This is a genomic window from Streptomyces sp. NPDC057424, assembly GCF_042803315.1.
Lineage (GTDB): Bacteria > Actinomycetota > Actinomycetes > Streptomycetales > Streptomycetaceae > Streptomyces.
Map to the genome: position 1 here is coordinate 12,399 of NZ_JBHVCP010000049.1, position 23,579 is coordinate 35,977.

A 23,579-nucleotide genomic window follows, 5' to 3' on the forward strand; every position below is an offset into this window, starting at 1 on the left:
GGATCAGGCGTGCACCCGACCTGACCAGGCGTGCACCCGACCGGACCAGGCGGGCACCCGACCGGATCAGCCGTGCTCGATCCGGCACAGGCAGAACGGATGCCCCGCCGGGTCGGCGTAGACACGGAAGCCCTTCTTCTCGTCGTCCTCCTTGTCCAGCACCCGCGCGCCCAGCGCCAGCACCCGCTCCTCGGCCGCGTCGATCTCGTCCCAGGTCGCCCCGGCGTCGAAGTCCAGGTGGAACTGCTGGGCGTTGCGGTCGGCCCGCGGCCACTCCGGCGGAGTGTGGCCGGGGGAACGCTGGAAGGCGAGCCGTGGCCCGCCGGGGAGGCGCAGCACCACCCAGTCGGGGTCGTCGTCCTCCGGCGTGCCCCCGCCGACCCGCGCGTAGAAGCGGGCCAGCTCGCGGGGGTCGGGGCAGTCGACGACCACGGAACGGAAACGTGCCACGGCGGACATGGGGCCTCCGGGGTCAGTTGGCGCAGAGGCAGAACGGGTGCCCGGCCGGGTCGGCGTAAACCCGGAAGGTCCGCTCCCGGTCCTCGGCGTCCAGCGGCTTCGCCCCGAGCGCCAGCACGCCCTTCTCGGCCGCGTCCAGGTCGTCCACCACGAGGTCGAGGTGGAACTGCTGCGAGCCGTCGGGTGACGGCCACTGCGGCGGTACGTACCCGGGGGATGCCTGGAAGGCCAGCGGTGTGCCGCCCGGCACCGTCAGGTCGACCCACTCGTCCTCCCCGTCGGTCTCCACCGTCGGCGTGCCGCCCAGCACCTCGGCGTAGAAACCGGCCAGTGCGCGCGGGTCGGGACAGTCCAGGACGACCACACCCAGCTTGGCGAGAGCCATGACTTCCTCCTCGAAGTCGCCGTTACCCGTAAAGGCGGGCAACCAGTAACCGTTACTGCATGCTCCCTCATTGGCGGTAACCTCGCAAGGGGAATCGCGAGAGGTACGGTCCAGCCATGACGGAGAGATCGCCCGCGCCCGGCGGCCTGGCCCTGGTCGAGGCCCTGGTGAACACGCTGGACATCGAGTGCGGCGCCGACGCGCTGGACACGCCCGAGGGCCGGGCGCGCCTCGGCATCACCGCGGACGAGACGGACCGGGCCCGCACCCTGCGCGAGTCCCTGCGCGCGACCCTCCTCGCCCACGCCGGCCACCCGCCGCACCGCGCCGTCACCCCCCTCGGCACACTCCTGGCCGAAGCGCCGCTCCTGGTCACGGTCGACGCGGCGGACGGCTCGGCCGCCCTCGCCCCCGCCGACGACCGCTCCCTGCACGCGCGCGTGGCCGCCGCCGTCGCCGAGGCCCTGGTCGCCGGCACCTGGACCCGTCTCAAGGCCTGCGAGGCCGCCGACTGCCACTGGGCCTACTACGACCGCAGCCCGGCCGGCCGAGGCCGCTGGTGCTCCATGCAGGTCTGCGGGGCCCGCGCGAAAATGCGCCGCTACCGGGCCAAGGAGGGCTAGGGGGTCACCCGCGGATCTCCGCGGCGTCGCGACGCCCGGCATGCCGGGAGCACGCACCGCACGCCGCTCCGGCGTCACGGCGATCCGTCACAAGCCCCCAGCCGCCCCCGCCGCACGGCCGGGTGGTGCAGAATGCACGAAGACGCCGGTTCGGCCGACTGAGCCTCGGCCGAACCGGCGTCATCTTCCTGACGCTTCCCGCGCTCAGGCCCGCGGACGCCCCATCGCCCGGTACGTCCAGCCGGCCTTGCGCCAGCGCTCCGGGTCCAGGGCGTTGCGGCCGTCCAGGATCACCCGCGCCGCCGCGACCTCGCCGAGTGCCCCGGTGTCCAGCTCGCGGAACTCCCGCCACTCCGTCAGGTGCAGCACGATGTCGGCGCCACGCACGGCCTCCAGCGCCGAGTCGGCGTACCCGAGGGTCGGGAACACACTGCGGGCGTTGTCCATGCCCTTCGGGTCGTAGACCGTGACCTGGCCGCCCTGGAGGTGGATCTGCCCGGCCACGTTGAGCGCGGGGGAGTCCCGCACGTCGTCCGAGTCGGGCTTGAAGGTCGCCCCCAGCACCGCCACGCGCTTGCCCAGGAACGGCCCGCCGCCCAGCACCTGCCGGGCCAGCTCCACCATCTGCCCGCGCTGGCGCATGTTGATCGAGTCGATCTCCCGCAGGAACGTCAGCGCCTGGTCCGCGCCCAGCTCACCGGCGCGCGCCATGAACGCCCGGATGTCCTTGGGCAGACACCCGCCGCCGAAACCGATCCCGGCCCGCAGGAACTTCCTGCCGATCCGGTCGTCGTAACCGATGGCCTCCGCCAGCTTGGCGACGTCCCCGCCCGCGGCCTCGCACACCTCCGCCATCGCGTTGATGAAGGAGATCTTCGTGGCGAGGAAGGAGTTCGCGGAGGTCTTCACCAGCTCGGACGTCGGGAAGTCGGTCACCACGAACGGCGAGCCCTCGGCGATCGGCGTCGCGTACACCTCCCGCAGCAGCTTCTCGGCCCGCTCGCTGCGCACGCCCACCACGAGACGGTCGGGGTGCAGCGTGTCGTCCACGGCGAAGCCCTCGCGCAGGAACTCCGGGTTCCACGCCAGCTCGGCGTCCTCCCCGGCGGGCGCGTGCGCGGCCAGGTAGGAAGCGAGGCGGTCCGCGGAACCGACGGGCACCGTCGACTTGCCGACGACCAGCGCCGGACCGCGCAGATGCGGCGCGAGCGAGGCGAACGCGGAGTCGACGTAGCTCATGTCGCAGGCGTACTCGCCGTGCCGTTGCGGGGTGTTCACACAGACGAAGTGCACATCGCCGAACGCGCCGATCTCTGCCCAGTCCTGGGTGAAGCGCAGCCGGCCGCTGGAGCCCTCGATGCCGGCGACGTGCTTGCGCAGCAGCTCCTCCAGCCCCGGCTCGTACATCGGGGCCTCGGCGCGCTCCAGCTTCTCGATCTTCTCGCGCACGACGTCGAGGGCGAGCACCTCGAAGCCCAGCTCGGCCATGGCCGCCGCGTGTGTCGCGCCGAGATAACCGGTGCCGATCACGGTGATCTTCAGGGCCATGGGTGCTCCAGGGGTCTACGGCATGTGGTGCGCGCCCGAGCATAGCCGGGGCATGGCGGCGCGCTTCACCGGGCAACTATCCCGCTGTCGCCTAGCTCACGTATCACTCCCGTGGGCGACCCCATAAACTTTTGATTACTTAACGGTAGTTAGCGTCACCATCGCAGCGTTTTGGAGCGTGAGAGACCTTGGCCGGATCGGCTGACTTCGACCTGTACCGCCCGTCCGAGGAGCACGACATGCTCCGTGACGCCGTCCGCTCGCTGGCCGAGGCGAAGATCGCGCCGTACGCCGCCGCCGTGGACGAAGAGGCCCGCTTCCCGCGCGAGGCGCTCCAGGCGCTGGTGGCGAACGACCTGCACGCCGTGCACGTCCCCGAGGAGTACGGCGGTGGGGGCGCGGACGCCCTGGCGACCGTCATAGTCATCGAGGAGGTCGCGCGGGTCTGCGCCTCCTCCTCCCTCATCCCGGCCGTCAACAAACTCGGCTCCCTGCCCGTGATCCTCTCCGGCTCCGAGGACTTGAAGAAGCAGTACATGACCCCGCTCGCCAAGGGCGACGGCATGTTCTCCTACTGCCTCTCCGAGCCGGACGCCGGCTCCGACGCCGCCGGCATGAAGACCAAGGCCGTCCGCGACGGTGACCACTACGTCCTCAACGGCGTGAAGCGCTGGATCACCAACGCCGGCGAGTCCGAGTACTACACGGTGATGGCCGTCACCGACCCCGAGAAGCGCTCCAAGGGCATCTCCGCCTTCGTCGTCGAGAAGTCCGACGAGGGCGTCTCCTTCGGCGCCCCCGAGAAGAAGCTCGGCATCAAGGGCTCCCCGACCCGCGAGGTCTACCTCGACAACGTCCGCATCCCCGCCGACCGCATGATCGGCGAGGAGGGCACCGGCTTCGCCACGGCGATGAAGACCCTCGACCACACCCGCATCACCATCGCCGCCCAGGCCCTCGGCATCGCCCAGGGCGCCCTCGACTACGCCAAGGGCTACGTCCAGGAGCGCAAGCAGTTCGGCAAGCCGATCGCCGACTTCCAGGGCATCCAGTTCATGCTCGCCGACATGGCCATGAAGATCTCGGCCGCCCGCGCCCTGACCTACCAGGCCGCCGCCGCCTCCCAGCGCGTCGACGCCGACCTCACCTACCTGGGCGCCGCGGCCAAGTGCTTCGCCTCGGACGCGGCCATGGAGGTCACCACGGACGCCGTCCAGCTGCTGGGTGGGTACGGCTACACGCGGGACTACCCGGTGGAGCGCATGATGCGCGACGCCAAGATCACGCAGATCTACGAGGGCACCAACCAGGTCCAGCGCATCGTCATGGCGCGCAACCTGCCGTAGCCCCGCCCTCGCGGACACCCCCCGGCCTCCGGCTCGTGCCGGGGCCGGGGTGTGTCACAGGAAGCGGCGGATCGGGGTGACCGCGGCCTCGGCGAGGCGCAGGGGGAGGGGGCGCCGCTTCCAGCGGGTGGGGTCGATCGGCTCGCTCCGCTTCCGGTCGGCGTCGAAGTCGGTGTCGAGCTCCGCGGTGAAGTCCTCGTCGAGGACCGCCAGGACGACCTCCTCGTCGTGCTCCATGGAGCGGCGGTTGACGTTGGTGGAGCCGATGAGGGAGCACACCCCGTCCACCGTGATGATCTTCGTGTGGAGCATGGTCGGCTGGTACTCCCGCACGTCCACGCCGGCGTCGACGAGGGTCTGATAGTGCTGACGCCCGGCCAGCAGGCAGGCCCGCTGGTCGGTGTGCGGTCCGGGCAACAGGATCTCGACCCTGACCCCGCGGCGGGCCGCCGCTGCCAGGAGGCCGATGAAATAGGTGTCGGGGGCGAAGTAGGCCGTGGCCAGCCGCAGGCGCTCCTGCGCCGAGGTGATCAGCACCCGCAGCACCGTCTGCATGTCCTGCCAGCCGAAGGAGGCGGAACCCCGCACGACCTGGACCGTGGCCCGTCCCGGCTGTTCCTGGGCGGTGAAGCGGTCGTGGTCGTCGTAGAGGTCGTCGTGGCACTCGGCCCAGTTCTGGGCGAAGGCCGCGGCGATGCCGTCGACCGCGGGGCCGCGGACCTGTACATGGGTGTCGCGCCACTCGTCCGGGTTGCGGGCGGCGCCGCACCACTCCTGCGCGATCCCGACGCCCCCCGTGAACGCCGTGTGCTCGTCGGTGACCAGGACCTTGCGGTGGCAGCGGTGGTTCTGCCGCATCGGCGACAGGCGCGTGGGCCTGCGGAACCAGGCCACCTGGACGCCGGCCTCGTCCATGGCGTCCAGCAGGTCCCGCTCTATCTCCTTGGCCCCGAAGCCGTCCAGCAGCAGCCGCACCCGGACACCCGCGCGAGCCCGCGCGGCGAGGGCGTCCGCGAACTCGTGGGCGACCTCGCCGCGCCAGTACACGAACGTCATCATGTCGACGGTGTGCTCCGCGGCGCGGATGGCGGCCAGCATCGCGGGGAAGATCTCGTCGCCGTTGCGCAAGGGCACGAGCTCGTTGCCCTCGGTCGCGGCGACGCCGATCAGCCGCTCCAGCCGTCTGCGCAGCCGCTGTTTCTGTGCCTCCGGTCCTCTCGGCTCCGGTACCCGCCGTTCGTCGTGCATCTGCTGCGTCATGTGTGGGTCTCCCCCCTGCGCGGTTCGCTCGCCGCCCCCGGCCTCGCGACGCCCGGGCCCCCGGCGCGCCTGCACACCCTTTTTGCCGCTGCCGGAGGATTCACGCAGATCCCGGTGAGTCGTGCCTCACAGACGAGGAGGACCGCACACGGGCGGGTCTGCCCTGTGGTGCTCATGGGGCCGGAGGCGTAGGACGAGAGGAGCGGGCGCCGATCCGCGGTTCCGGCCGCCCCCAGGAGGAAGTCATGACCCAGCAGCCCGCCACCACCACCCCGCTGAGCAAGGAGATGCAGGACTGCGTCCAGGCGTGCATGACCTGCCACAGCGTGTGCGAGGAGACCATGAGCTCCTGTCTGCAGACGGGCGGCCCGGCCCAGATGCAGATCATGCGCACGGTCATGGACTGCGCCGAGATGACGCGCATGTGCGCCGACATGATGATGCGCCGCTCGCCCCTCATGGCCGAGATGTGCGCGATGTGCGCCCGGGCCTGTGACATGTGCGCCGAGGCGTGTATGTCCATGCCGGAGGACGCGCAGATGATGCGCTGCGCCGAGGCCTGTCGCCGCTGTGCCGAGATGTGCCGCTCGATGTCGGCCGCCTCGATGTGAGAACCGCCCCACGGTGAAGGGGGCACCCGCCCGGGTGCCCCCTTCCGCTGCCTGCCCGCTCAGTTGCCCGAGACGGTGACCTTTTCGTCGTTCTTCAGCTGGTTCACCAGTGTCTTCACCTTCGCGGTGTTCCACTGGAGGTTGCCGTTCGGGGCGTTGCCTGCGAGCGGCATGTTCATCGACTTGCCCTCACCGCCGCTGACGCCCTTCATCGCCCAGAACATCGACGCCAGGTCGAACAGGCCCATGTCCTCGTCGACCACCAGGGAGTCCAGGCCCGCGCCCATGGTCGGGTACAGCTTGAACGGGTTGAGGACGGTGCTCGGGGTGGCGACCTGGTTGGCCAGGGCCGAGAGGAACTTCTGCTGGTTCTTCGTACGGTCCAGGTCGGAGCCCCTGAGGGCGTAGCGGGTGCGGACGAAGGCCAGGGCCTGCTCGCCGTTCAGGGTCTGCTTGCCCTTCTTGAGGTCCGCGCCCGACTTGGTGTCCTTGATGTCCTGCGGGATGTCCATCTCGACACCGCCGACCGCGTCCACGATGTTCGCGAAGCCGCCGAAGCCGATCTCCACGTAGTGGTCGATGTGCAGGCCGGTGTTGGCCTCGACGGTACGGACCAGCAGCTCCGGGCCGTCCTCCGAGTACGCCGCGTTCAGTTTCGTCTGGCGGCCCGTGGCCGGGTAGAGCTTGCCGGAGTCGGAGCCCTTGTACGAGGGGATCGTGACGTTCGAGTCACGCGGCAGCGAGACCAGCGTCGGGCCGTTGCTGCCGGTGTGCAGGATCATCATCGAGTCCGTGCGCTTGCCCTCCGCGGAGCCGGTGCGCAGTCTCTTCTTGTCCTCGGCCGACATGCCCGCGCGGCTGTCGGATCCGACGATCAGGTAGTTCGTGCCCTCGCCGGCCTCCGGCCGGTCGATGACCTTCGACAGGTCGACATCGCGGTTGAGCTTGGAGTCGGCCCAGAAGTACGTGCCGACGCTCGTCACCACCAGCACCGTCACGACGGTGATCGTCGTCACCTTGATCCGGCGGCGCCAGTTCGGCCCGGGGCGCGGCTCGTACCAGCCGTCGTCCGGTCCGCCGGGGCCTCTGCCGCCGGGCGAGCCGTAGACCTGGCCGGTGTTGTAGCCGCTGTCGTACCCGTCGCCGGGACCGTAGCCGCCGCCGTCGACGTACGACGGCTGCTGCGGCACTCCGCCCTGGTACGGCGGGGCACCGCCGTACGCCGCCTGCCCGGGTGACGCCGCCGGGCCGCGGCGGACCTGCCGCATGACACGGGCGCTCTCGGGCCGTGCGCTCGAGCTGCCGCGTCCGTACCGGCTGCCGCGGTTGTCGCCGGGGAATCCCTCGGGCCAATCATTCATGCGCCCCAGTGTGCCGGTCCCCGTGGTGGGCCATACAAGAGTCGTCGGAAAATCAGAGCACGGCTGTGGCGAAGCTGACACAGAATCCCCTCATACCGCCTCGGCATAAGGTGGGGGCCATGACAGACCAGGCCCCAGCTGCGGATTCCGGCACCACGGGAATCCCGGGCAAGCCGACTTCGGCGTCCCGCACCACCCTCAGCCACATCATGACCCACAACGACACGAACCTTCTGGGGACCGTGCACGGCGGGGTGATCATGAAGCTGGTCGACGACGCGGCGGGAGCGGTGGCCGGGCGGCACTCCGGTGGGCCGGCGGTCACCGCGTCCATGGACGAGATGGCGTTCCTGGAGCCGGTCCGCGTCGGTGACCTGGTGCACGTCAAGGCCCAGGTCAACTGGACCGGCCGCACGTCCATGGAGGTCGGTGTCCGGGTCCTGGCCGAACGCTGGAACGAGTCCGCCCCGCCCACGCAGGTCGGTTCCGCCTACCTGGTCTTCGCCGCGGTCGACGCCGACGGCAAGCCCCGCCGGGTCCCCCCGGTCCTCCCGGAGACGGAACGCGACAAGCGCCGCTGCCAGGAGGCCCAGATCCGCCGCACCCACCGCCTGGCCCGCCGCCGCGCGATCATGGACCTGCGCGAGAAGCGAGCGGCGGAGGGCTTCGAGGACTGACGCGCGCCTACGGGCACGCCACCTCGTCGCCCCGCACCACACCGAACTCGCCCTGACCCGGGTCCTCGGCGCGCACCTTGCTGACGCGTTCGAAGTCGGGGCCCGCGATCACCTTCAGGGTCGGGCCCAGGCCCTTGACCGCCCGGAGTTCGCTGCCCGGCAGGGCCGCCGCGAGGGACTTGGCGGAGCGGTCCCAGCGGGGGTCGTGGGCGACGATCGTGCGCTTCACGTCGCGGACCGCGGCGTTCACCGGGGCCTTGGTCGTGCGGAAGCCGGTCGAGGCCAGGGCCGCGTCCACCCGACGGCCGAGGCCGGGTGTGCGGGTGCCGTTCTCCACCTGGACGCGGATCTGCTGCGGGGCGACCGGGACGATCCGGGCCGCGCCGTGCGGCCGGTGCACGGACAGCGGCTGGTCCTGGCGCAGGGCGTGGAAGAGCCGCTCGGACTTCACGGGGTCCCACTTCAGGGTCGAGCCGACCCCCTTCACGGCGTATCCCATCCGCCCGATCGGGACGGTGGTGAACTCGGAGGAGGAGGGGGAGAAGTTCCGCATGGCCCGGCCCAGGTCCAGCATCTCGTCCGTGCCGAAGCCCTTGTCGGCCCGGACCGAGCCGAGCACCGCACGGGTGACGTCCCGGAACTTCATCGGGTTGAGGAGGATCCCGGAGGAGGTGATCCGCTCCACCAGCGCCGCCATGAAGCGCTGTTGCCGTTTCATCCGGCCGAGGTCGGAGGCGCCGTCGACGTGGCGGGCGCGGACGAACTGGAGTGCCTGCCCGCCCGCGAGCGTGTGCCGGCCGGCCGGGAGGTTCAGGCCGGTGTAGCTGTCCTTCAGGGGGTCCGCGGTGCAGATCTGCACGCCGCCGACCACGTCGACCGTCTTCATGAAGCTGGTGAAGTCGACCTCCAGGTAGTGGTCGATCTTCACCTTCGTCATGTTCTCGACCGTGCGCACGGTCAGCTGCGGCCCGCCCTCGGCGTACGCCGCGTTCAGTTTGACGGGGTGCCGGCCGTGCCGCTTGCCCGTCGTACGGTCGGTGTGCGCGGGCATCACGGCGTACGAGTCGCGCGGCAGGCTCACCACGCTCGCCCGCTCCCGGTCCTGCGAGATGTGCACGATCATCATGGTGTCGGTGCAGTGGCAGGGGGCGCCGCCCAGCCGGTACTTGCGCCGCTCCTCCTCGCTGATCTTCTCGCGGCCGTCGGTGCCGACCAGCAGGATGTTCATGCCGTGGCCGGCCTGCGGGCGGTTCTTCATGTCCTTGAAGGGGTCGACCCGGGCGATGTCCGCGTCCAGGCTGGTCATCACCGCGTGCCCGATACCGGCGGAGGCGAGGACCACCACGGACAGCGTGGTGACCGCCCGCATGCCCCAGCGCGGTCGGCCGCGCCGTGCGGGCGGAGCGGGGCGGCGCGGAGCCCGGCGGGGGGCGGGGGGCTGCGAGCGGCGCTGGGGTGCGGCGGTGGACCGAGGGGACCGCGGCGGCGTGGGCATGGGGACACCTCCGGACGACGGCCGTACGTGGGATCCGTGAAACCGTAGGCCGATACGATCTGCGGCCCGGGCCTCCGCCCCGGCGGCGCGCACCGGTGTCCCCCGTTCGCGGTAACGTGAGCCCCCTATGAACGCCAATCCCGACGTGCGGCTCCCCGCCGTTTCCGTGATCATGCCCGTCCTCAACGAGGAGCGGCATCTGCGGGGAGCAGTCCAAGCGATCCTCGCGCAGGAGTACGCCGGCGAGATGGAGGTCGTGATCGCCCTCGGTCCGTCCACGGACCGCACGGACGAGATCGCCGCCGAGCTCGTGGCCGACGACCCGCGCGTACACACCGTCCCCAACCCCACCGGCCGTACGCCCGCAGCGCTGAACGCGGCGATCAGCGCCTCCCGGCATCCGATCGTCGTCCGCGTGGACGGGCACGGCATGCTCTCGCCGAACTACATCGCCACCGCCGTACGGCTCCTGGAGGAGACCGGCGCGCAGAACGTCGGCGGCATCATGCACGCCGAGGGCGAGAACGACTGGGAGCACGCGGTCGCCGCCGCGATGACCTCGAAGATCGGGGTCGGCAACGCCGCCTTCCACACGGGCGGTCAGGCGGGCCCGGCCGAGACCGTGTACCTGGGCGTGTTCCGGCGCGAGGCGCTGGAGCGGCAGGGCGGCTACAACGTGGAGTTCATCCGCGCCCAGGACTGGGAGCTGAACTTCCGGATCAGGGAGGCCGGGGGCCTCATCTGGTTCTCGCCCGAGCTGAAGGTGTCGTACCGGCCCCGGCCGAGCGTGAAGGCACTCGCCAAGCAGTACAAGGACTACGGCCGCTGGCGGCACGTGGTCGCCCGCTTCCACGAGGGCTCGATCAACCTGCGCTACCTCGCCCCGCCGACCGCCGTGTGCGCGATCGCGGCCGGGGCCGTGGTGGGCGCGCTGCTGACGCCGTGGGGCTTCGTGGTGCCCGGCGGCTACCTCGCGGCGATCCTGCTCGGCTCGGTACCGGCGGGCAAGGGCCTGCCGCTGAAGGCGCGGCTGCAGATCCCCGTGGCGCTGGCCACGATGCACATGTCGTGGGGCTGGGGCTTTCTGACCAGCCCGCGGGCGCTGGCGAAGAAGGTCATCGCCTCCCGGCGCCCCGCGGTGCGCGAGGACGCCACCGCGAGCTGACCCGACGCGGCCATGGGCCCCCTTCCCCGCCGGGGAGGGGGCCCATGGTGTGTGCGGGCGCCCGGGTGCGGTGATCGGCAGCCGGGGCCGCGCACCACGTGACGACGGCGCCGACGAGGACGACCGGACCGGCACGGGCGAGCCGCGTGTGCGGGTCCCGCCGGGCAGCGGCCCGCCCGCTCCGCGCTGATCGCGCTCGGCACGGTGCTCGGCGTCGGCACGTTCGTCGCGGTCCTCGGACTGACCGCGACCACGTCTTCGCAGCTCGGCTCCTGCTTCAACGAACTGACCGTCACCGAGATGACCGTCGAGGACACCGGCGGCGAGCAGCCCGAGTTTCTCGCCAACGCCTTCCCGGCGGACGCGGACCGCCGCATCGAGGCGCTGGGCGGCGTCCGCGAGGCCGGGGCGTACTGGCCCGTACGGCTAGACCCGGGCACCACCGTCGGCGCCGCGCCCCCGACTGCCGGCGCGACGGGGGAGGAGGCGCGGGTCGTCGCCGCCTCGCCCGCCGTCCTCCCGGAACGGCGGGCCCGCTCTCTCATGCCGCGGGCGTGTTCACCACCGGTAGGGCTCGTACACGTCCATGCACTCCTTCTTGTCCGCTGTCAGCGCGTCCGCGGACTCGGGCAGGTCGCCCGCCTCGGGAGCCTTCTGCTTCGGGTAGACCGTGCCCTCCCGCCAGTCGCTGCCGATGGTCAGCGTGGTGGTCACGTCGTCCGTCGCCCGCACCTGGCTGCTCGGGATGCCGACCGCCTCCGCCACCGACAGCGCGTTGGCCCGGCCCTGCTCCCCCGTGCTCTTCGGGTACGTCACCCGGGTCCGGGTCTGCGGATCCTGCCGGCCGGTGGCGACGGCCCGGGCGAAGCCCTCCTGCTGCAGCGCGGCCACGATCGCGGCGGCCCGCCGGGGAACGGCGGCCTGTTCGTCACCGGCCGTCCCGTTGACGACGGAGACCGACAGCCCCGCGGCCGGCGCGGCGGCGGGCTCCGTGGCCTTCACCGACGCCGGGGACGGCCCCGATGCCGTGGCCGCACGCGCCTTTCCGCCCTTGTCGAAGGAGACGTCGTCGCGGAGCATCGCCCACATCCTGTCGGCGTCCTCCGGCTTGGGCACCAGGTGGTTGCGGTTCAGGGGGTCCTCGATCCACGGCATCGTCGTCATCGTGATGCGGTTGGTCGGGACCGACTTCAGCTGCATGCCCAGGTCGTACAGCTCCTTGACCGTGCCGATCTCCTCGGACACCTTCAGCGCCTTCGTGCCGGCCTCGGCCAGGCCCATCAGACGGCCGGTGTCGGTGAAGACGTTCTGCTCCTTCAGCGTCCGGATCATCGCGTTCATGTACATGTGCTGCGCCTTGGCGCGCAGCGGGTCACTGCCCCAGGCGTGGCGGGTGCGCAGCCACTGCAGCGCCTCCTTGCCCTGCACCTTGTGCGTGCCGGCCTTCAGCTTCAGTCCGGAGCCGCCTCGCTGGCCGGGCAGCGGCCGGTCCCACACGTTCTGGTTGACGCAGACGGGAACACCGCCGACGGCGTCCGCCATGTCCACCACTCCGGCGAAGTCGACCATCATCCAGTGGTCGATGTACACGCCGGTCAGGTTCTGCCAGGTGGCCAGGGTGCAGCCCGGGCCGCCCCGTTGGAGCGTCTCGTTGATGATCGTGTTCTTGGCCGGGTAGGTCTCCCCGGTGTCGGGGTCGACGCACTTGGGGATGTCCACCCGGGTGTCCCGCGGGATGCTCACCACGGACGCGCTCTCGCGGTCCGCCGAGACGTGCAGGAGCATCTGCACGTCCGCCAGGGGCTTGCTGCCGACGTTGTCCCTGCTGCCGCCGAGCTTGACGTTCTCCGCCGAGTTACGGCTGTCGGAACCGATCAGCAGGATGTTGAGCGGGGTCTGCCCCGCCGCGTTGGGTCCGGACTTCTTGACGTCGGACTCGCCGCTGCTGCGTTTGCCCTTGTCGATGTTGCCGTTGAGATGGCGGTAGTAGAGGTATCCGGCGCCGGCCGTCCCGAGTATCAGTACGGACAGCACGAGCGCGGACCAGCGCAGTATCCGGCGCCCGCCGCCGCGCCGCCGGCCGTGGCCGCCTCTGGTCACCTCGCTCCCGCCCGAGGAGGGCGCCGCCGTCCCCGGACGCTCGTCCTGGGCCGGGCCGTCCGAATCGTGCCGTGTGCTGCCTCCGCGCACGTCACTCTGCGCCATACCCCTGCCTCCCACCCCTACGGCCGACCCACGGGTCCGCCCCGCGTCGTGTTCGGATCACGGGTGACCCGTGCCCGTCCGGAACACGGGTTCCCCCGGTGCTCTGCCGGAGCACGGTCGTCCCCGCTCCTGGTTGGACCACTGACATGCCCGGTCGGATGTACACCCGGCCGATTCGTCCGGGCATGCTCCGTCCACCTGTGAGACGCGAGAGGGGACAGTCAGGTCACTTCGCGCACTCGACCTTGTCGGCGGTGGCCTTCTGCACGTCGTCCGGCACCTTCGCCGGGGTGGTGAGGGGCACGCCCGCGCCCTCGAAGTCCTTGCCGAGGGTCAGCGTCATCGCGGGTGCCCCCTGGGAGTTGGTCACGCTCTCGCCCGGCTTCATCGCGGACCCGGACAGGCCCATGATGGCGGCGAGCCGGCGCGCCTGGGCGGCCTGGTCGGGCGCGTACTCCAGCGTGGTCTTCGCCAGCGGCTGCTCCGCGTTGCCCGCGTTCTCGGACTTGGTCACGCCCTCCTGGACCTGGAGCCAGCTGAGGGTCTCCTGGGCGCTGCCTGCGACGGCACCGCCGTTGAGGATCCGCACCCGGACCTCGGAGGCCGGCGCCTTGGTGCCCTTCAGCCGGGCGGCCTCGGCGGCCTTCTCCTTCTTCTTCTCCTGCTTCACCTCGGACAGCGACACGTCGTCCCGGACCATCGCGAAGAGCTGCTGGGCCTGGGGTTCCCTCAGGACCACCGTGGCCTTGACCTTCTCCGCGGGGTTGTCGTCGACGGGCACGGTGGCGAACGTGAGGTTCTTGGTGTCGAACTTGCCCAGCTCGGCCCCGAGGTCGGCCAGCTTCTTGATCGTGCTGATCTGGGAGTCGACGGTCAGCGCCTTGGTGCCCGCCTCCGCCAGCTTGATCATTTTGGACGGGCTGGTGAGGGTGTCGTTGGACTTCAGCTTGCGCAGCATCGAGCCCAGGAACTGCTGTTGCAGCTCGATCCGGCTCAGGTCACCGCCGAAGCCCACGGAGTGCCGGGTGCGGACGAAGGCCAGCGCCTCCTCTCCCTCGATCGTGTGCTCGCCCTTGGGCAGATCGAGCTTGGAGTCGGGGTCCTTGATGTCCTTGGCCAGACAGACGTCGACCCCGCCCACCGCGCTGGTCAGCGTCTTGACCGCGTTGAAGTCGGCCACCATGAAGTGGTCCATCTTCAGCCCGGTGAGCTCGGTGATCGTACGCATGGTGCAGCTCGGCGTCCGGTCCTCCTGCCCCAGGCTGTTGTTGAAGCGGGTGCGCTGCGTGCCCGGGATGACCTTCTCCGAGCCGTCCTCCTGCGTCGTCGGACAGTCCGGGATGTCGGTGATCAGGTCGCGCGGGATGCTCAGCACCGTCGCGTTCGTACGGTCCCTGGAGACGTGCAGTACGAGCGTGGTGTCCGCGTGCCCGGAGCTGCCCTTGTCGCCGTAGCCCTCGTTGCCCTTGCCGGTGCGCTTGTCGGTGCCGACCAGCAGGATGTTGATCGCGCGGTCCTTGCTGAACCCGCCGGTGCCGGCGCCGTCGTCGGAGACGGACGTGATGTTGTCGTTGAGGTGCTCGTAGTAGAGGTACGCGGCCGCGCTCACCCCGACCAGCACGAAGGCCAGCGAGCCGCCGGTCCACACCAGGGCCTTCTTGCCCTTCGCCTTCTTCTGCGCCGGACGGCGTCCGCGCCGCCCCGCGGTGGGCCCGGCCGGGGCGCTGGTGCGTCTGCGCGGGGAGGGCGTCTCACCGCCGGGTGCCGCCGTCCCGGAACTCCGGGCGGGGGCTGTGGTGCGGGCACGTGCCGCGCCATCTGTTCCGGTCGTGCCACGGCCACCGGAACCACGGGGCCCGGGAACGGACGACTGCGCTGCGGAAGGGGCCAGTCGCAGTTCGTATTCACCGGTGTTCGGGTTGAGTACCCATTGGTCTGCGGGGTCGATGTCGTCCGCCCGCCCACGGCCTTGCGCGTCCACGGTTGCCTGATTCCTCCGTCGGGCCACGCGGCGCCCTCCCCCGGAAGACGCACGGTGCTGGTGAAGCAGTGCACCCCCCAGGACGGACCTCATGGGTGAGAGCACTGGATCGCACACACTATCCGCACACTTCGCCGTCAAGTGACGTGGGTGAGAAATTCCACGTTCTCACAACTGGGCAATTCCGCCCATTTGTTTGAAGAAAGCTCGGCGAACGCGAAGGAAATTTACCTCACTTGGCACACTCGACCTTGTCGGCGGTGGACTTCTGCACCCCCTCCGGTGCCTTTGAGGGTGCGGTGAGGGAGACCCCCGCCCCCTCGAAGTCCTTGCCGAGGGTCAGCGTCATCGTCGGCACCCCCTGCGTGTTGGTCACGCTCTCGCCCGGCTTCATCGCGGACCCGGGCAGGCCCATGATGTCGGCGAGGCGGCGGGCCTGGGCGGCCTGGTCGGGGGCGTACTCGAGGGTGGTCTTCGCCAGCGAGGCGGGCGCGTTGCCGGCGTTCTCCGACTTGGCCACACCCTCCTCGTTCTGCAGCCAGCTGAGGGTCTGCTGGGCGCTGCCTGCGACGGCGCCGCCGTTGAGGATCCGCACCCGGACCTCGGAGGCCGGGGCCTTGGTGCCCTTCAGCCGGGCGGCGACCGCGGCGGCCTCCTTCTTCTTCTGCTCCTTGACGGCGGTGAAGGACACGTCGTTCTTGATCATGTCGAAGACCTGTGGGGCCGTCGACTCGTTCAGTACGACCGTGGCCTTGACCTTCTCGGCCGGGTTGTCGATGACCGGAACGGTGGTGAACGTCAGGTTCTCGGTGTTGAGCTTGCCCAGCTCAAGACCCAGGTCCTTCAGCTTGCCGATGCTGTCCAGCTGCGAGTCGACGGTCAGCGCCTTCGTGCCGGCCTCGGCCAGGTCGAGCATCTTCGACGGACTGGTGAGGGTGTCGTTGGACTTCAGCTTGCGCATCAGCGCACTGAGGAACTGCTGCTGCAGCCCGATCCGGCTCAGGTCACCGCCGAAGCCGACGGCGTGCCGGGTGCGCACGAACGCCAGCGCCTGCTCGCCCTCGATGGTGTGCGTGCCCTTGGACAGCTTGAGGTGCGAGTCCGGGTCGTCGATGTCCTTGCCCACGCAGACCTCGACCCCGCCGACCGCGCTGGTCAGCGTCTTGACCGCGTTGAAGTCCGCGACCATGAAGTTGTCCGGCTTGACCCCGGTCAGCTCGGTCACGGTCCGCATCGTGCAGCTGGGCGTACGGCCGTCCTGGCCGAGGCTCGTGTTGAAGCGGGCCTGCTGCGTGCCGGGGATGATCTTCTGGGTGCCGTCCTCCTGCGTCGTCGGGCAGTCCGGCACGTCGACGATCAGGTCACGCGGGATGCTCAGCGCGGTCGCGTTCGAACGGTCCTTGGAGACGTGCAGCAGGATCGTGGTGTCGGCGTGCCCGACACTGCCCGCGTCGCCGTAGCTGTCGTTGCCCTTGCCGGTGCGCTTGTCGGTGCCGATCAGCAGGATGTTGATCGCCTTGTCCTTCTGGAAGCCACCGGTGCTCGCGCCGTCGTCGGAGACGGACGCGATGTTGCCGTTCAGGTGCTCGACGTAGAAGTACGCGGCACCCGCGCCGGCGACCAGTACGAACGCCATCGTGCCGCCGGTCCACAGCAGGGCCTTCCTGCTCTTCGAGGCCTTCTTCGCCGGACGCCGTCCGCGCCGCCCCGGCAGCGGCTCCTCGGGCGCCCCGCGGCGCCTGCGCGGCGAGGGCGCCGCGCGCCCGGGCGTCTCGGACCGGGACCGGCCGGGCGCCTCCCTGCGGCCGCGCGCCGGCGGGGCCGCCTCGGAGGACCGCGGCCTGCGGGGACCGGGAACGCCCGACTGCGGTGCGGAAGTCCCCAGGCGCAGTTCGTATTCGCCGGTGTTCGGGTTGAGCACCCACTGATCTGCGGGATCGATGTCGTCCGCTCGCCCACGGCCTTGCGCGTCCACGGTTGTCTGTTTCCTCCGTCGGGGCACGCGGCGCCTTCCCCCTCCAGGCGCTCGGGTCTCGGTCACACAGTGCGCGACCTCAGGGCCGTCCCTCAGAGCCGGGCGCACCGGATCGCTCACACTAACCGGCCCTTTCGGCGCGGAGTGACGACGGTGACCCATTCCACGTCCCTACACCTGGGCAATTCGCCCATTTTCCAGGTGAAGAGTTCATTGCCTTGAAGTGACCTTGGCGCCCGCTTTACTCGCAGGTGTCCTCGGCTGCCGTGTTCCCCCGAAACGTCGGTGGAGGAGAAACGGTGACGGCGGGCTCGCGATAAGGGCCCGGATGCGAATCACCGTACGACCCGTGACGTGGGCCGTTCCCCTCGACGACCACCGGTGTGTCCGTACGCAGCCGCTCGAACAGCCGCTCCGCCGCGGGCTCCACGAGTTGGTCGCGATTGGCGTCGTACGCATACGACTCCCGGGGGACGGTCAGGAATTGCACTTGTTCCATGGGGATGTCGCGCAGGCCGCGCACGAGTTCGTACAAACCACGCAAGCTCGCCAGTTCCGGGTCGGTGGTGAGGGATGACGTGGCGGCGTCCAGGACGGGATACAGCTTCGCCGGATTCAGCAGGACGTCATTGCTGCGCACCTTGTTGACGAGTGCCCCGAGAAAACGCTGCTGGCGCTCCATCCGCTCGGTGTCGCTGCCGTCGCCGAGGGTCTTGCGGGCCCGGACGTAGCCGAGGGCCTGCTCGCCGTTCAGTGTCACGCGCCCGGCGGGCAGCCGCAGCTTGGCGGCCCGGTCGTCGATCGGCGCCCGCAGGCACACCTCGACGCCGTCGACCGCGTCGACCATCTTCTTGAACCCGTGGAAGTCGACGACGACGTGATGGTCGACGCGGATGTCGGTCAGCTTCTCCACGGTCCGGATGGTGCACGCCGAACCGCCGAGCTGGAAAGCCTGGTTGAACATGGCGAGGCGCGGCGTGCTGCGGGACCCGTCCGGGCGCCGGCAGCCCGGCAGGTCCACCATCAGGTCCCGGGGGAGGGAGACGGCGGTGGCGCTGTCCCGGCCCGCGGACAGATGCAGCAGGATCGTGGTGTCGGACCGCTCGGTGCCGGAGTCCCGCCCGTAGCGGGAGTTGCCGGTCCCCTCACGCGAGTCCGACCCGATCAGCAGGATGTTCCGCGCGTCCTTGACCAGGGAGGTGGGCCGCTCCCTGTCGTAGCGCGCGAGCTCGGCGGCGGCCGCCTCGTCGGGGGTGATGTTCCCGCTGAGCTTCGCGTACACGGCCCAGCCGACCCCGCCGGCCGCCACGAGGAGCGCCGTGACCCCGAACGCCGTGATCCGCACCCACCGCCGCCGGCGCCGCCGTACCAGCCCCCGCCCGCTGGCGGACGCCCCCACGCCCGGACCGACCCTGTAGCCCACGGCAGCAACCACCCCTCCTGACGTAGGAACGCCCCGCGCGCACTGCTCCTACGACCATGGCGCGGATGGCGGGAGGGGGGTGGGTGGGGATGGGCCGAACGGGGGGAGGGTTCGGCTACCGGCCCGCCGTGCCGCGGGCGATCGTCGTGACCCGCTCGCTCTCCACCCGCTTGTCCAGCACCCCGTCCGCGGCCTGCTCCAGATGCCGGCACAGCACGACGGAGCTCCCGGTGGCCAGGGGCCCGTACAACCCGGCGTTCAGCCCTTCCCACGTGTCGTACGGCAGCCCCGACAGGATCCGCGACCCTGGCCCGGTCAGGCCCAGCTCCGTCGCCTCGGCCCGGGCCCGCTCGACCACCTCGGCCCCGCTGAACTCCCGCCCGGCCACGATCAGCGCAGGCCCCTCCGGATCCACGGGTGCGTACGGCACGAACCGGTCGCCCTGCCCCGGGACTTCCACCGCGTAGTCGGCAAACCCCTCGGGGGCCTGCGGAAACCGCCCTCCGAGTGGCCGCAGCGCCATCGCGATCCGCGTCCCGGAGCAGGCTCGTGCCTCCTCCAGCCGGTCCGGTCCGCTCACCACGACGTCGGCCGCCCGGGCGTCCCCGGACACGTCCGCGACGACTCCCGCCGACGCGCACGCCAGCAGCCACACCGCCGTCTGCCAGTGCGCGGGCAGCAACAGCGCCACCCGGTCCCCGGGCTCGACGGACAACTCGTCCTGGAGGAGGTTCGCGGTCTTGGCCACCCAATTGGCGAAGGTGGCCACGGACAGTTCGACACGTTCACCCGTGGCGTCGTCGTAGAAGGTCACCAGGGGACGTCCCGGGTCCGCGGTGAGCGCGGAACCCAGCAGGTCGGCGGGGGTGCGATCGGTGGCGTTCACCCGCGCAAGCGTACGCGGCGCACGACCCTCCCCCCAACGGCCCGGTCGCCGCCCCGCCGCGAATCCGCCACCGGTTCGGCCGAACCGGGCCGACAGCCCGTCACATCACAAATAGACAGACTTGTATGACTATGTCCAAGATCAGGGGCATGCGTGGATTCCTTGCTTCCTCGATCGGTGTCACCTGTGCGGCCGCTCTGGCCCTCCCCCTCACCCCTCCCGCCCTCGCGGCGACGGCGGGACCGGTGCCGGCCACGGAAGCCGCGGCGACGGCGAGACCCGCGCCCCACGCGGGGACCCCGGCCACGGCCCCGACCGACCGGCGCGCGGCCGAACCGTACGCCGCCGGAAGCACCCAGTCCCTCCCCCTCGAACCCCTCACCCGCAACCGCGCCACCCCCTCCGCCCCCTCCACCGAGCAGGGCCTGCCCCGCCGGGCCGTACGCCACTTCTCCCTCGTGGGCGTCGTCTGGGACGACCCCGACGCCGAACTGCACGGCCTCGTCCAGGTCCGCACCCGCGCCGCCGATACCGGCAGCTGGTCGGGCTGGCAGGACGTGGAGACCCACAACGCCGACCACGCCACCGACCCGGACACCCCCGAGAGGGCCTCGGGCCGCGTCCGTGGTGCCACGGCCCCGCTGTGGGTCGGCGACTCCGACGGCGTGGAACTCCGGGTCCGCTCCGAATCCGACGGCCCGGCGGCCGACTCCGCCGAGCACACCCGGGGCACCCGCAACCGGCCCGCCGCGCCCCCGCTGCCCTCGGGCCTCCGCCTCGAACTCGTCGACCCCGGCGAGGGCGACGCCCCGCCCCCGGGTGCCGGAGCGGACGGCCCTCGCACCGGCGGCCTGAACGCCGAGGCCTCCGCGCTCACCGACGCCGCCTCCGCCGTCAACGCCGGCCTCGCCCCTCTCGGCGCCACCGAGATCACCGCACTGAGCCGCGCCGAGACCGAGCAGGAGTTCTTCGCCCTCAACGCCGGCGAACCGACCGAGCAACAGCGGCAGGCCAGGCCGTACGTCGGACCGCGCCCGGGTATCGTCACGCGGCGCGGCTGGGGGGCGAGCGAAGGGTTGCGGGAAAGGGGCTTCCGGTACACCAAGAAGGTCCGGGCGGCCTTCGTGCACCACACGGCCAGCGGCAACAACTACCGCTGCTCGCAGGTCCCGTCACTCATCCGCAGTATCTACCGCTACCACGTCAAGAGCATGGGCTGGCGGGACATCGGCTACAACTTCCTCATCGACAAGTGCGGAAAGATCTACGAGGGCCGTGCCGGGGGCGTGGCGAAACCGGTCCTCGGCGCGCACACGCTTGGTTTCAACAGCAACAGCATGGGGATCGCCGTCCTCGGGTCGTACGGCGCCACCAAGCCGTCGAAGTCCGCGGTCAAGGCCGTCGCCCGGCTGACCGCCTGGAAGCTGGGGCTGTACCGGGTCAATCCGAAGGGAAAGACACACCTGAGGTCGGCCGGCAGCAATCTCTACCGCAAGGGCAAGAAGGTACGACTGAACGTGATCTCGGGGCACCGGGACGGCTTCAAGACCGAGTGCCCGGGACGCAAGCTCTACGGCAAGCTCGGCTCGGCCCGCTCCAAGGCGGCCCGCTACCAGGGCCGCTGAGCACACGTTCACCGTCGACGGGAGGGGCAGGGGGCGGAATGCCGCACGGCCGACGAAGGCGCCACGGAACGGTCTGCATACACTGACCGGCCGAAAGACAGTTCGGCCGGTCCCGGCAGGAAGCAGAGACGACACGTGACAGAAGCGATCCTCCTGGTCGGCGGCAAGGGCACCCGGCTGCGCCCGCTCACGGTGCACACGCCCAAGCCCATGGTCCCGGCGGCCGGGGTGCCCTTCCTCACGCACCAGCTGGCGAGAGCGAGAGCCGCGGGTGTCGAGCACATCGTCCTGGCCACGTCCTACCTGGCCGAGGTCTTCGAGCCGTACTTCGGTGACGGCTCCGCGCTGGGACTCCACCTCGAGTACGTCACCGAGGAGGAGCCGCTCGGCACCGGCGGAGCCATCCGCAACGTGGCCTCACGGCTGCACTCAGGCCCCGACGACCCGGTCCTGATCTTCAACGGCGACATCCTGACGGGCCTGGACATCCGGGCCCTGGTCGACACCCACGAGACGACGGGTGCCGACGTCTCCCTGCACCTCACCAAGGTCACCGACCCGCGCGCCTACGGGCTGGTCCCCACGGACGACACGGGCAGGGTCCTGGCGTTCCTGGAGAAGCCGCAGACCCCCGAGGAGATCGTCACCGACCAGATCAACGCGGGGGCGTACGTCTTCCGCCGCTCGGTCATCGACTCGATCCCGCTGGGCAGGCCGGTGTCGGTGGAACGGGAGACCTTCCCCGGCCTCCTCTCGGCCGGCGCGCACCTGCAGGGCATGGTCGACTCGACGTACTGGCTGGACCTGGGCACCCCGGCAGCCTTCGTCCGGGGCTCCGCCGACCTGGTCCTCGGCCGGGCCCCGTCACCCGCCGTCCCCGGCCGCTGCGGCGACCGCCTGGTCCTGCCCACGGCACAGGTCGCGTCCGACGCGAAGCTGTCGGGCGGCACGGTGGTGGGCGAGGGCGCCTTCGTCGCGGAGGGCGCGCGGATCTTCGGCAGCACGATCCTGCCCGGCGCGGTCATCGAGCCGGGCGCGGTCATCACCGACTCCCTGATCGGCACCCGGGCCCGTGTCGGCCAACGCTCGGTCCTCACGGGCACGGTCATCGGCGACGGCGCGGTGGTCGGCCCCGACAACGAACTCCTGGAGGGCGCCCGCATATGGTGCGATGCCCGCATCCCGGCAGGAGCGGTCCGCTTCTCGTCGGACCAGTAGGACGTACGGGGGCGGGGCCGCCCGGCCGCGGGGGCCCTGTCCCGCTCAGCTGCGGGGGTCCCCTCCCAGCTCAGCTGCGAGCCCCCGTTCCGCTCCGCTGCGGGTCATCGTGCCGCTCAGGGCGATGGGGGCCCTGTTCGAGCGAAGCCGAGGTGTCGCGGGAGGGCGGCGCAGCGGCACCCCGCTCCACCGGGCCGAGCAGCGCCCCGCCCCAGCACCCACGCCCAGCACCTGAACCCAACGGCTCAGAGCTGCCCGATGTCCCACCGAGGCATCTTCGGCGCCCTGCGCGCGGGCACCCTCCCGCTCAGCAGAATCAACCGGGCCGCCCGATGCCGCTGCCCCGCATACGGCTCCAGCAGCTCCAGCATCACCGCATCATCCGCATCCCGGTCGCCGGCCAGCGCCCACCCCACGATCCCGGGCAGATGCAGATCGCCCACCGTCACCTCGTCCGCAGCCCCGTGACTGCGCTGCACCGTCTCCGCAGAGGTCCACGGCCCGATCCCCGGCACAAGCTCCAGCCGCGCCCGAGCCGCCCCGGGCGCCATCCCCACCGCCTGCTCCAGCCGCGCAGCCACCCGCACGGCACGCAGAATCGTCGACGCCCGCTTGTTGTCGACCCCCGCCCGGTGCCACTCCCACGACGGAATCAGCGCCCAGGTCCGAGGCGCCGGCATCACATACATCCGCGCGGGCGCGGGCCCCGGCGCCGGCTCCCCGAACTTCCGCACCAGCAGCCGCCACGCCCGATACGCCTCATCGGTCGTGACCTTCTGCTCCAGAATCGACGGGATCAACGACTCCAGCACGAGCCCGCTCCGCGTCAGCCGCAAACCCGGACGCCGATGACGGGCCGACGCCAGCAACCGGTGCCGCGGCACGAACGCCGACGGATCGTCCTCCGCGCCGAGCAACTCCGGCAACCGCTCCAGCAGCCACTCCGCCCCGGGCCCCCAGGCCTCCCCGCGCACCCCACGGCCGTACGCGCACACCCGCAGCGTCCCGGGCCCGGCCGGAGTGAGACTGGTGCGCCAGACGGCCCCGTCCGGTGTCGCCCGGAACGTCGGATCGCCGGGCCCGCGCCGCAACGGCCCGAGCACCAGCCCGAGATCCAGCGGCCCGTCCGGCACCCAGGCGCGCACCCGCCCCGGCCCCGCCGCCTGCCGCGGCACCCCTCCGGGCACGGCGACATGTCCACCGCGCACCGGCACGGGAGTACCTCCCACGCCTTTCGGGCTGTGGGGGAGCGTGGGTCGCGAAGCGAACCGTCCTGCCATGAATGACGTCCCTGGAATCCGTGAGGTGCAGCCCTACGAGCGTAGGCGCCGCCCGG

General features: G+C 71.2%; 19 protein-coding genes. 7 read left to right on the forward strand and 12 right to left on the reverse strand.

Annotated features, from left to right (window positions below; translation table 11 throughout):
• Positions 1-66: 66 nt before the first annotated feature.
• Together ACFU3E_RS29715 and ACFU3E_RS29720 are read right to left on the reverse strand one after the other, a co-directional pair.
• Positions 67-459 carry a VOC family protein gene (locus tag ACFU3E_RS29715; RefSeq protein ID WP_384164916.1) on the reverse strand — a complete coding sequence of 131 codons (393 nt, stop codon included), beginning with the start codon at positions 457-459 and terminating at the stop codon, positions 67-69.
• 13 nt (positions 460-472) lie between these two features.
• Positions 473-844: a VOC family protein gene (locus tag ACFU3E_RS29720; RefSeq protein WP_384164919.1), complete on the reverse strand. Its 372-nt coding sequence runs from the start codon at positions 842-844 to the stop codon at positions 473-475.
• 116 nt (positions 845-960) lie between these two features.
• On the opposite strand from ACFU3E_RS29720, the gene ACFU3E_RS29725 reads away from it, so the two are divergent.
• Complete coding sequence (locus ACFU3E_RS29725; RefSeq protein WP_384164922.1) at positions 961-1,467, forward strand: CGNR zinc finger domain-containing protein; 507 nt, start codon at positions 961-963, stop codon at positions 1,465-1,467.
• Between the two features lie 204 nt (positions 1,468-1,671).
• Here the strand turns inward: ACFU3E_RS29725 and ACFU3E_RS29730 are convergent, their stop codons facing one another.
• Positions 1,672-3,015 carry a UDP-glucose dehydrogenase family protein gene (locus tag ACFU3E_RS29730; RefSeq protein ID WP_384164924.1) on the reverse strand — a complete coding sequence of 448 codons (1,344 nt, stop codon included), beginning with the start codon at positions 3,013-3,015 and terminating at the stop codon, positions 1,672-1,674.
• A 188-nt stretch (positions 3,016-3,203) separates the two neighbouring features.
• Between ACFU3E_RS29730 and ACFU3E_RS29735 the strand changes: the two genes are divergently transcribed.
• Complete coding sequence (locus ACFU3E_RS29735; protein ID WP_384164927.1) at positions 3,204-4,361, forward strand: acyl-CoA dehydrogenase family protein; 1,158 nt, start codon at positions 3,204-3,206, stop codon at positions 4,359-4,361.
• A 54-nt stretch (positions 4,362-4,415) separates the two neighbouring features.
• On the opposite strand, the gene ACFU3E_RS29740 is transcribed toward ACFU3E_RS29735, so the two are convergent.
• Entirely contained in the window at positions 4,416-5,621 is a 1,206-nt protein-coding gene (locus ACFU3E_RS29740) for a phosphatidylserine/phosphatidylglycerophosphate/cardiolipin synthase family protein (RefSeq protein WP_384164930.1), read from the reverse strand.
• Between the two features lie 245 nt (positions 5,622-5,866).
• Here ACFU3E_RS29740 and ACFU3E_RS29745 point away from each other — a divergent pair, with 245 nt between their 5' ends.
• Positions 5,867-6,232: a four-helix bundle copper-binding protein gene (locus ACFU3E_RS29745; RefSeq protein WP_384164933.1), complete on the forward strand. Its 366-nt coding sequence runs from the start codon at positions 5,867-5,869 to the stop codon at positions 6,230-6,232.
• 59 nt (positions 6,233-6,291) lie between these two features.
• Here ACFU3E_RS29745 and ACFU3E_RS29750 read toward each other — a convergent pair whose 3' ends face one another.
• Positions 6,292-7,593 (reverse strand): LCP family protein, encoded by a 1,302-nt coding sequence (locus ACFU3E_RS29750; protein WP_384164936.1) that lies wholly within the window; start codon positions 7,591-7,593, stop codon positions 6,292-6,294.
• A 119-nt stretch (positions 7,594-7,712) separates the two neighbouring features.
• On the opposite strand from ACFU3E_RS29750, the gene ACFU3E_RS29755 reads away from it, so the two are divergent.
• Positions 7,713-8,270, forward strand: a complete 558-nt coding sequence (locus tag ACFU3E_RS29755) for an acyl-CoA thioesterase (protein ID WP_384164939.1) — start codon at positions 7,713-7,715, stop codon at positions 8,268-8,270.
• Positions 8,271-8,277: 7 nt separating this feature from the next.
• Here ACFU3E_RS29755 and ACFU3E_RS29760 read toward each other — a convergent pair whose 3' ends face one another.
• The gene (locus ACFU3E_RS29760) at positions 8,278-9,639 is read right to left on the reverse strand and encodes an LCP family protein (protein ID WP_384164942.1); all 1,362 of its coding nucleotides are present in this window, start codon (positions 9,637-9,639) and stop codon (positions 8,278-8,280) included.
• Positions 9,640-9,892: 253 nt separating this feature from the next.
• Between ACFU3E_RS29760 and ACFU3E_RS29765 the strand changes: the two genes are divergently transcribed.
• Positions 9,893-10,930: a glycosyltransferase family 2 protein gene (locus ACFU3E_RS29765; protein ID WP_384164945.1), complete on the forward strand. Its 1,038-nt coding sequence runs from the start codon at positions 9,893-9,895 to the stop codon at positions 10,928-10,930.
• A gap of 558 nt (positions 10,931-11,488) precedes the next feature.
• On the opposite strand, the gene ACFU3E_RS29770 is transcribed toward ACFU3E_RS29765, so the two are convergent.
• The 5 genes from ACFU3E_RS29770 to ACFU3E_RS29790 form a co-directional block, all read right to left on the reverse strand.
• Positions 11,489-13,135, reverse strand: a complete 1,647-nt coding sequence (locus tag ACFU3E_RS29770; protein WP_384164949.1) for an LCP family protein — start codon at positions 13,133-13,135, stop codon at positions 11,489-11,491.
• A gap of 226 nt (positions 13,136-13,361) precedes the next feature.
• The gene (locus ACFU3E_RS29775) at positions 13,362-15,116 is read right to left on the reverse strand and encodes an LCP family protein (protein WP_384164952.1); all 1,755 of its coding nucleotides are present in this window, start codon (positions 15,114-15,116) and stop codon (positions 13,362-13,364) included.
• Positions 15,117-15,348: 232 nt separating this feature from the next.
• Positions 15,349-17,091 carry an LCP family protein gene (locus ACFU3E_RS29780; protein WP_384164955.1) on the reverse strand — a complete coding sequence of 581 codons (1,743 nt, stop codon included), beginning with the start codon at positions 17,089-17,091 and terminating at the stop codon, positions 15,349-15,351.
• A gap of 241 nt (positions 17,092-17,332) precedes the next feature.
• The gene (locus ACFU3E_RS29785; RefSeq protein ID WP_384165012.1) at positions 17,333-18,490 is read right to left on the reverse strand and encodes an LCP family protein; all 1,158 of its coding nucleotides are present in this window, start codon (positions 18,488-18,490) and stop codon (positions 17,333-17,335) included.
• Positions 18,491-18,629: 139 nt separating this feature from the next.
• Complete coding sequence (locus tag ACFU3E_RS29790) at positions 18,630-19,400, reverse strand: TIGR03089 family protein (protein WP_384164958.1); 771 nt, start codon at positions 19,398-19,400, stop codon at positions 18,630-18,632.
• Positions 19,401-19,549: 149 nt separating this feature from the next.
• Between ACFU3E_RS29790 and ACFU3E_RS29795 the strand changes: the two genes are divergently transcribed.
• Together ACFU3E_RS29795 and ACFU3E_RS29800 are read left to right on the forward strand one after the other, a co-directional pair.
• The gene (locus ACFU3E_RS29795; RefSeq protein WP_384164961.1) at positions 19,550-21,025 is read left to right on the forward strand and encodes an N-acetylmuramoyl-L-alanine amidase; all 1,476 of its coding nucleotides are present in this window, start codon (positions 19,550-19,552) and stop codon (positions 21,023-21,025) included.
• 135 nt (positions 21,026-21,160) lie between these two features.
• A complete protein-coding gene (locus ACFU3E_RS29800) occupies positions 21,161-22,243 on the forward strand; it encodes a sugar phosphate nucleotidyltransferase (protein ID WP_384164965.1) in 1,083 nt (360 codons plus the stop codon).
• Positions 22,244-22,488: 245 nt separating this feature from the next.
• On the opposite strand, the gene ACFU3E_RS29805 is transcribed toward ACFU3E_RS29800, so the two are convergent.
• Entirely contained in the window at positions 22,489-23,523 is a 1,035-nt protein-coding gene (locus tag ACFU3E_RS29805) for a DNA-3-methyladenine glycosylase family protein (RefSeq protein WP_384164968.1), read from the reverse strand.
• Between the last annotated feature and the right edge of the window lie 56 nt (positions 23,524-23,579).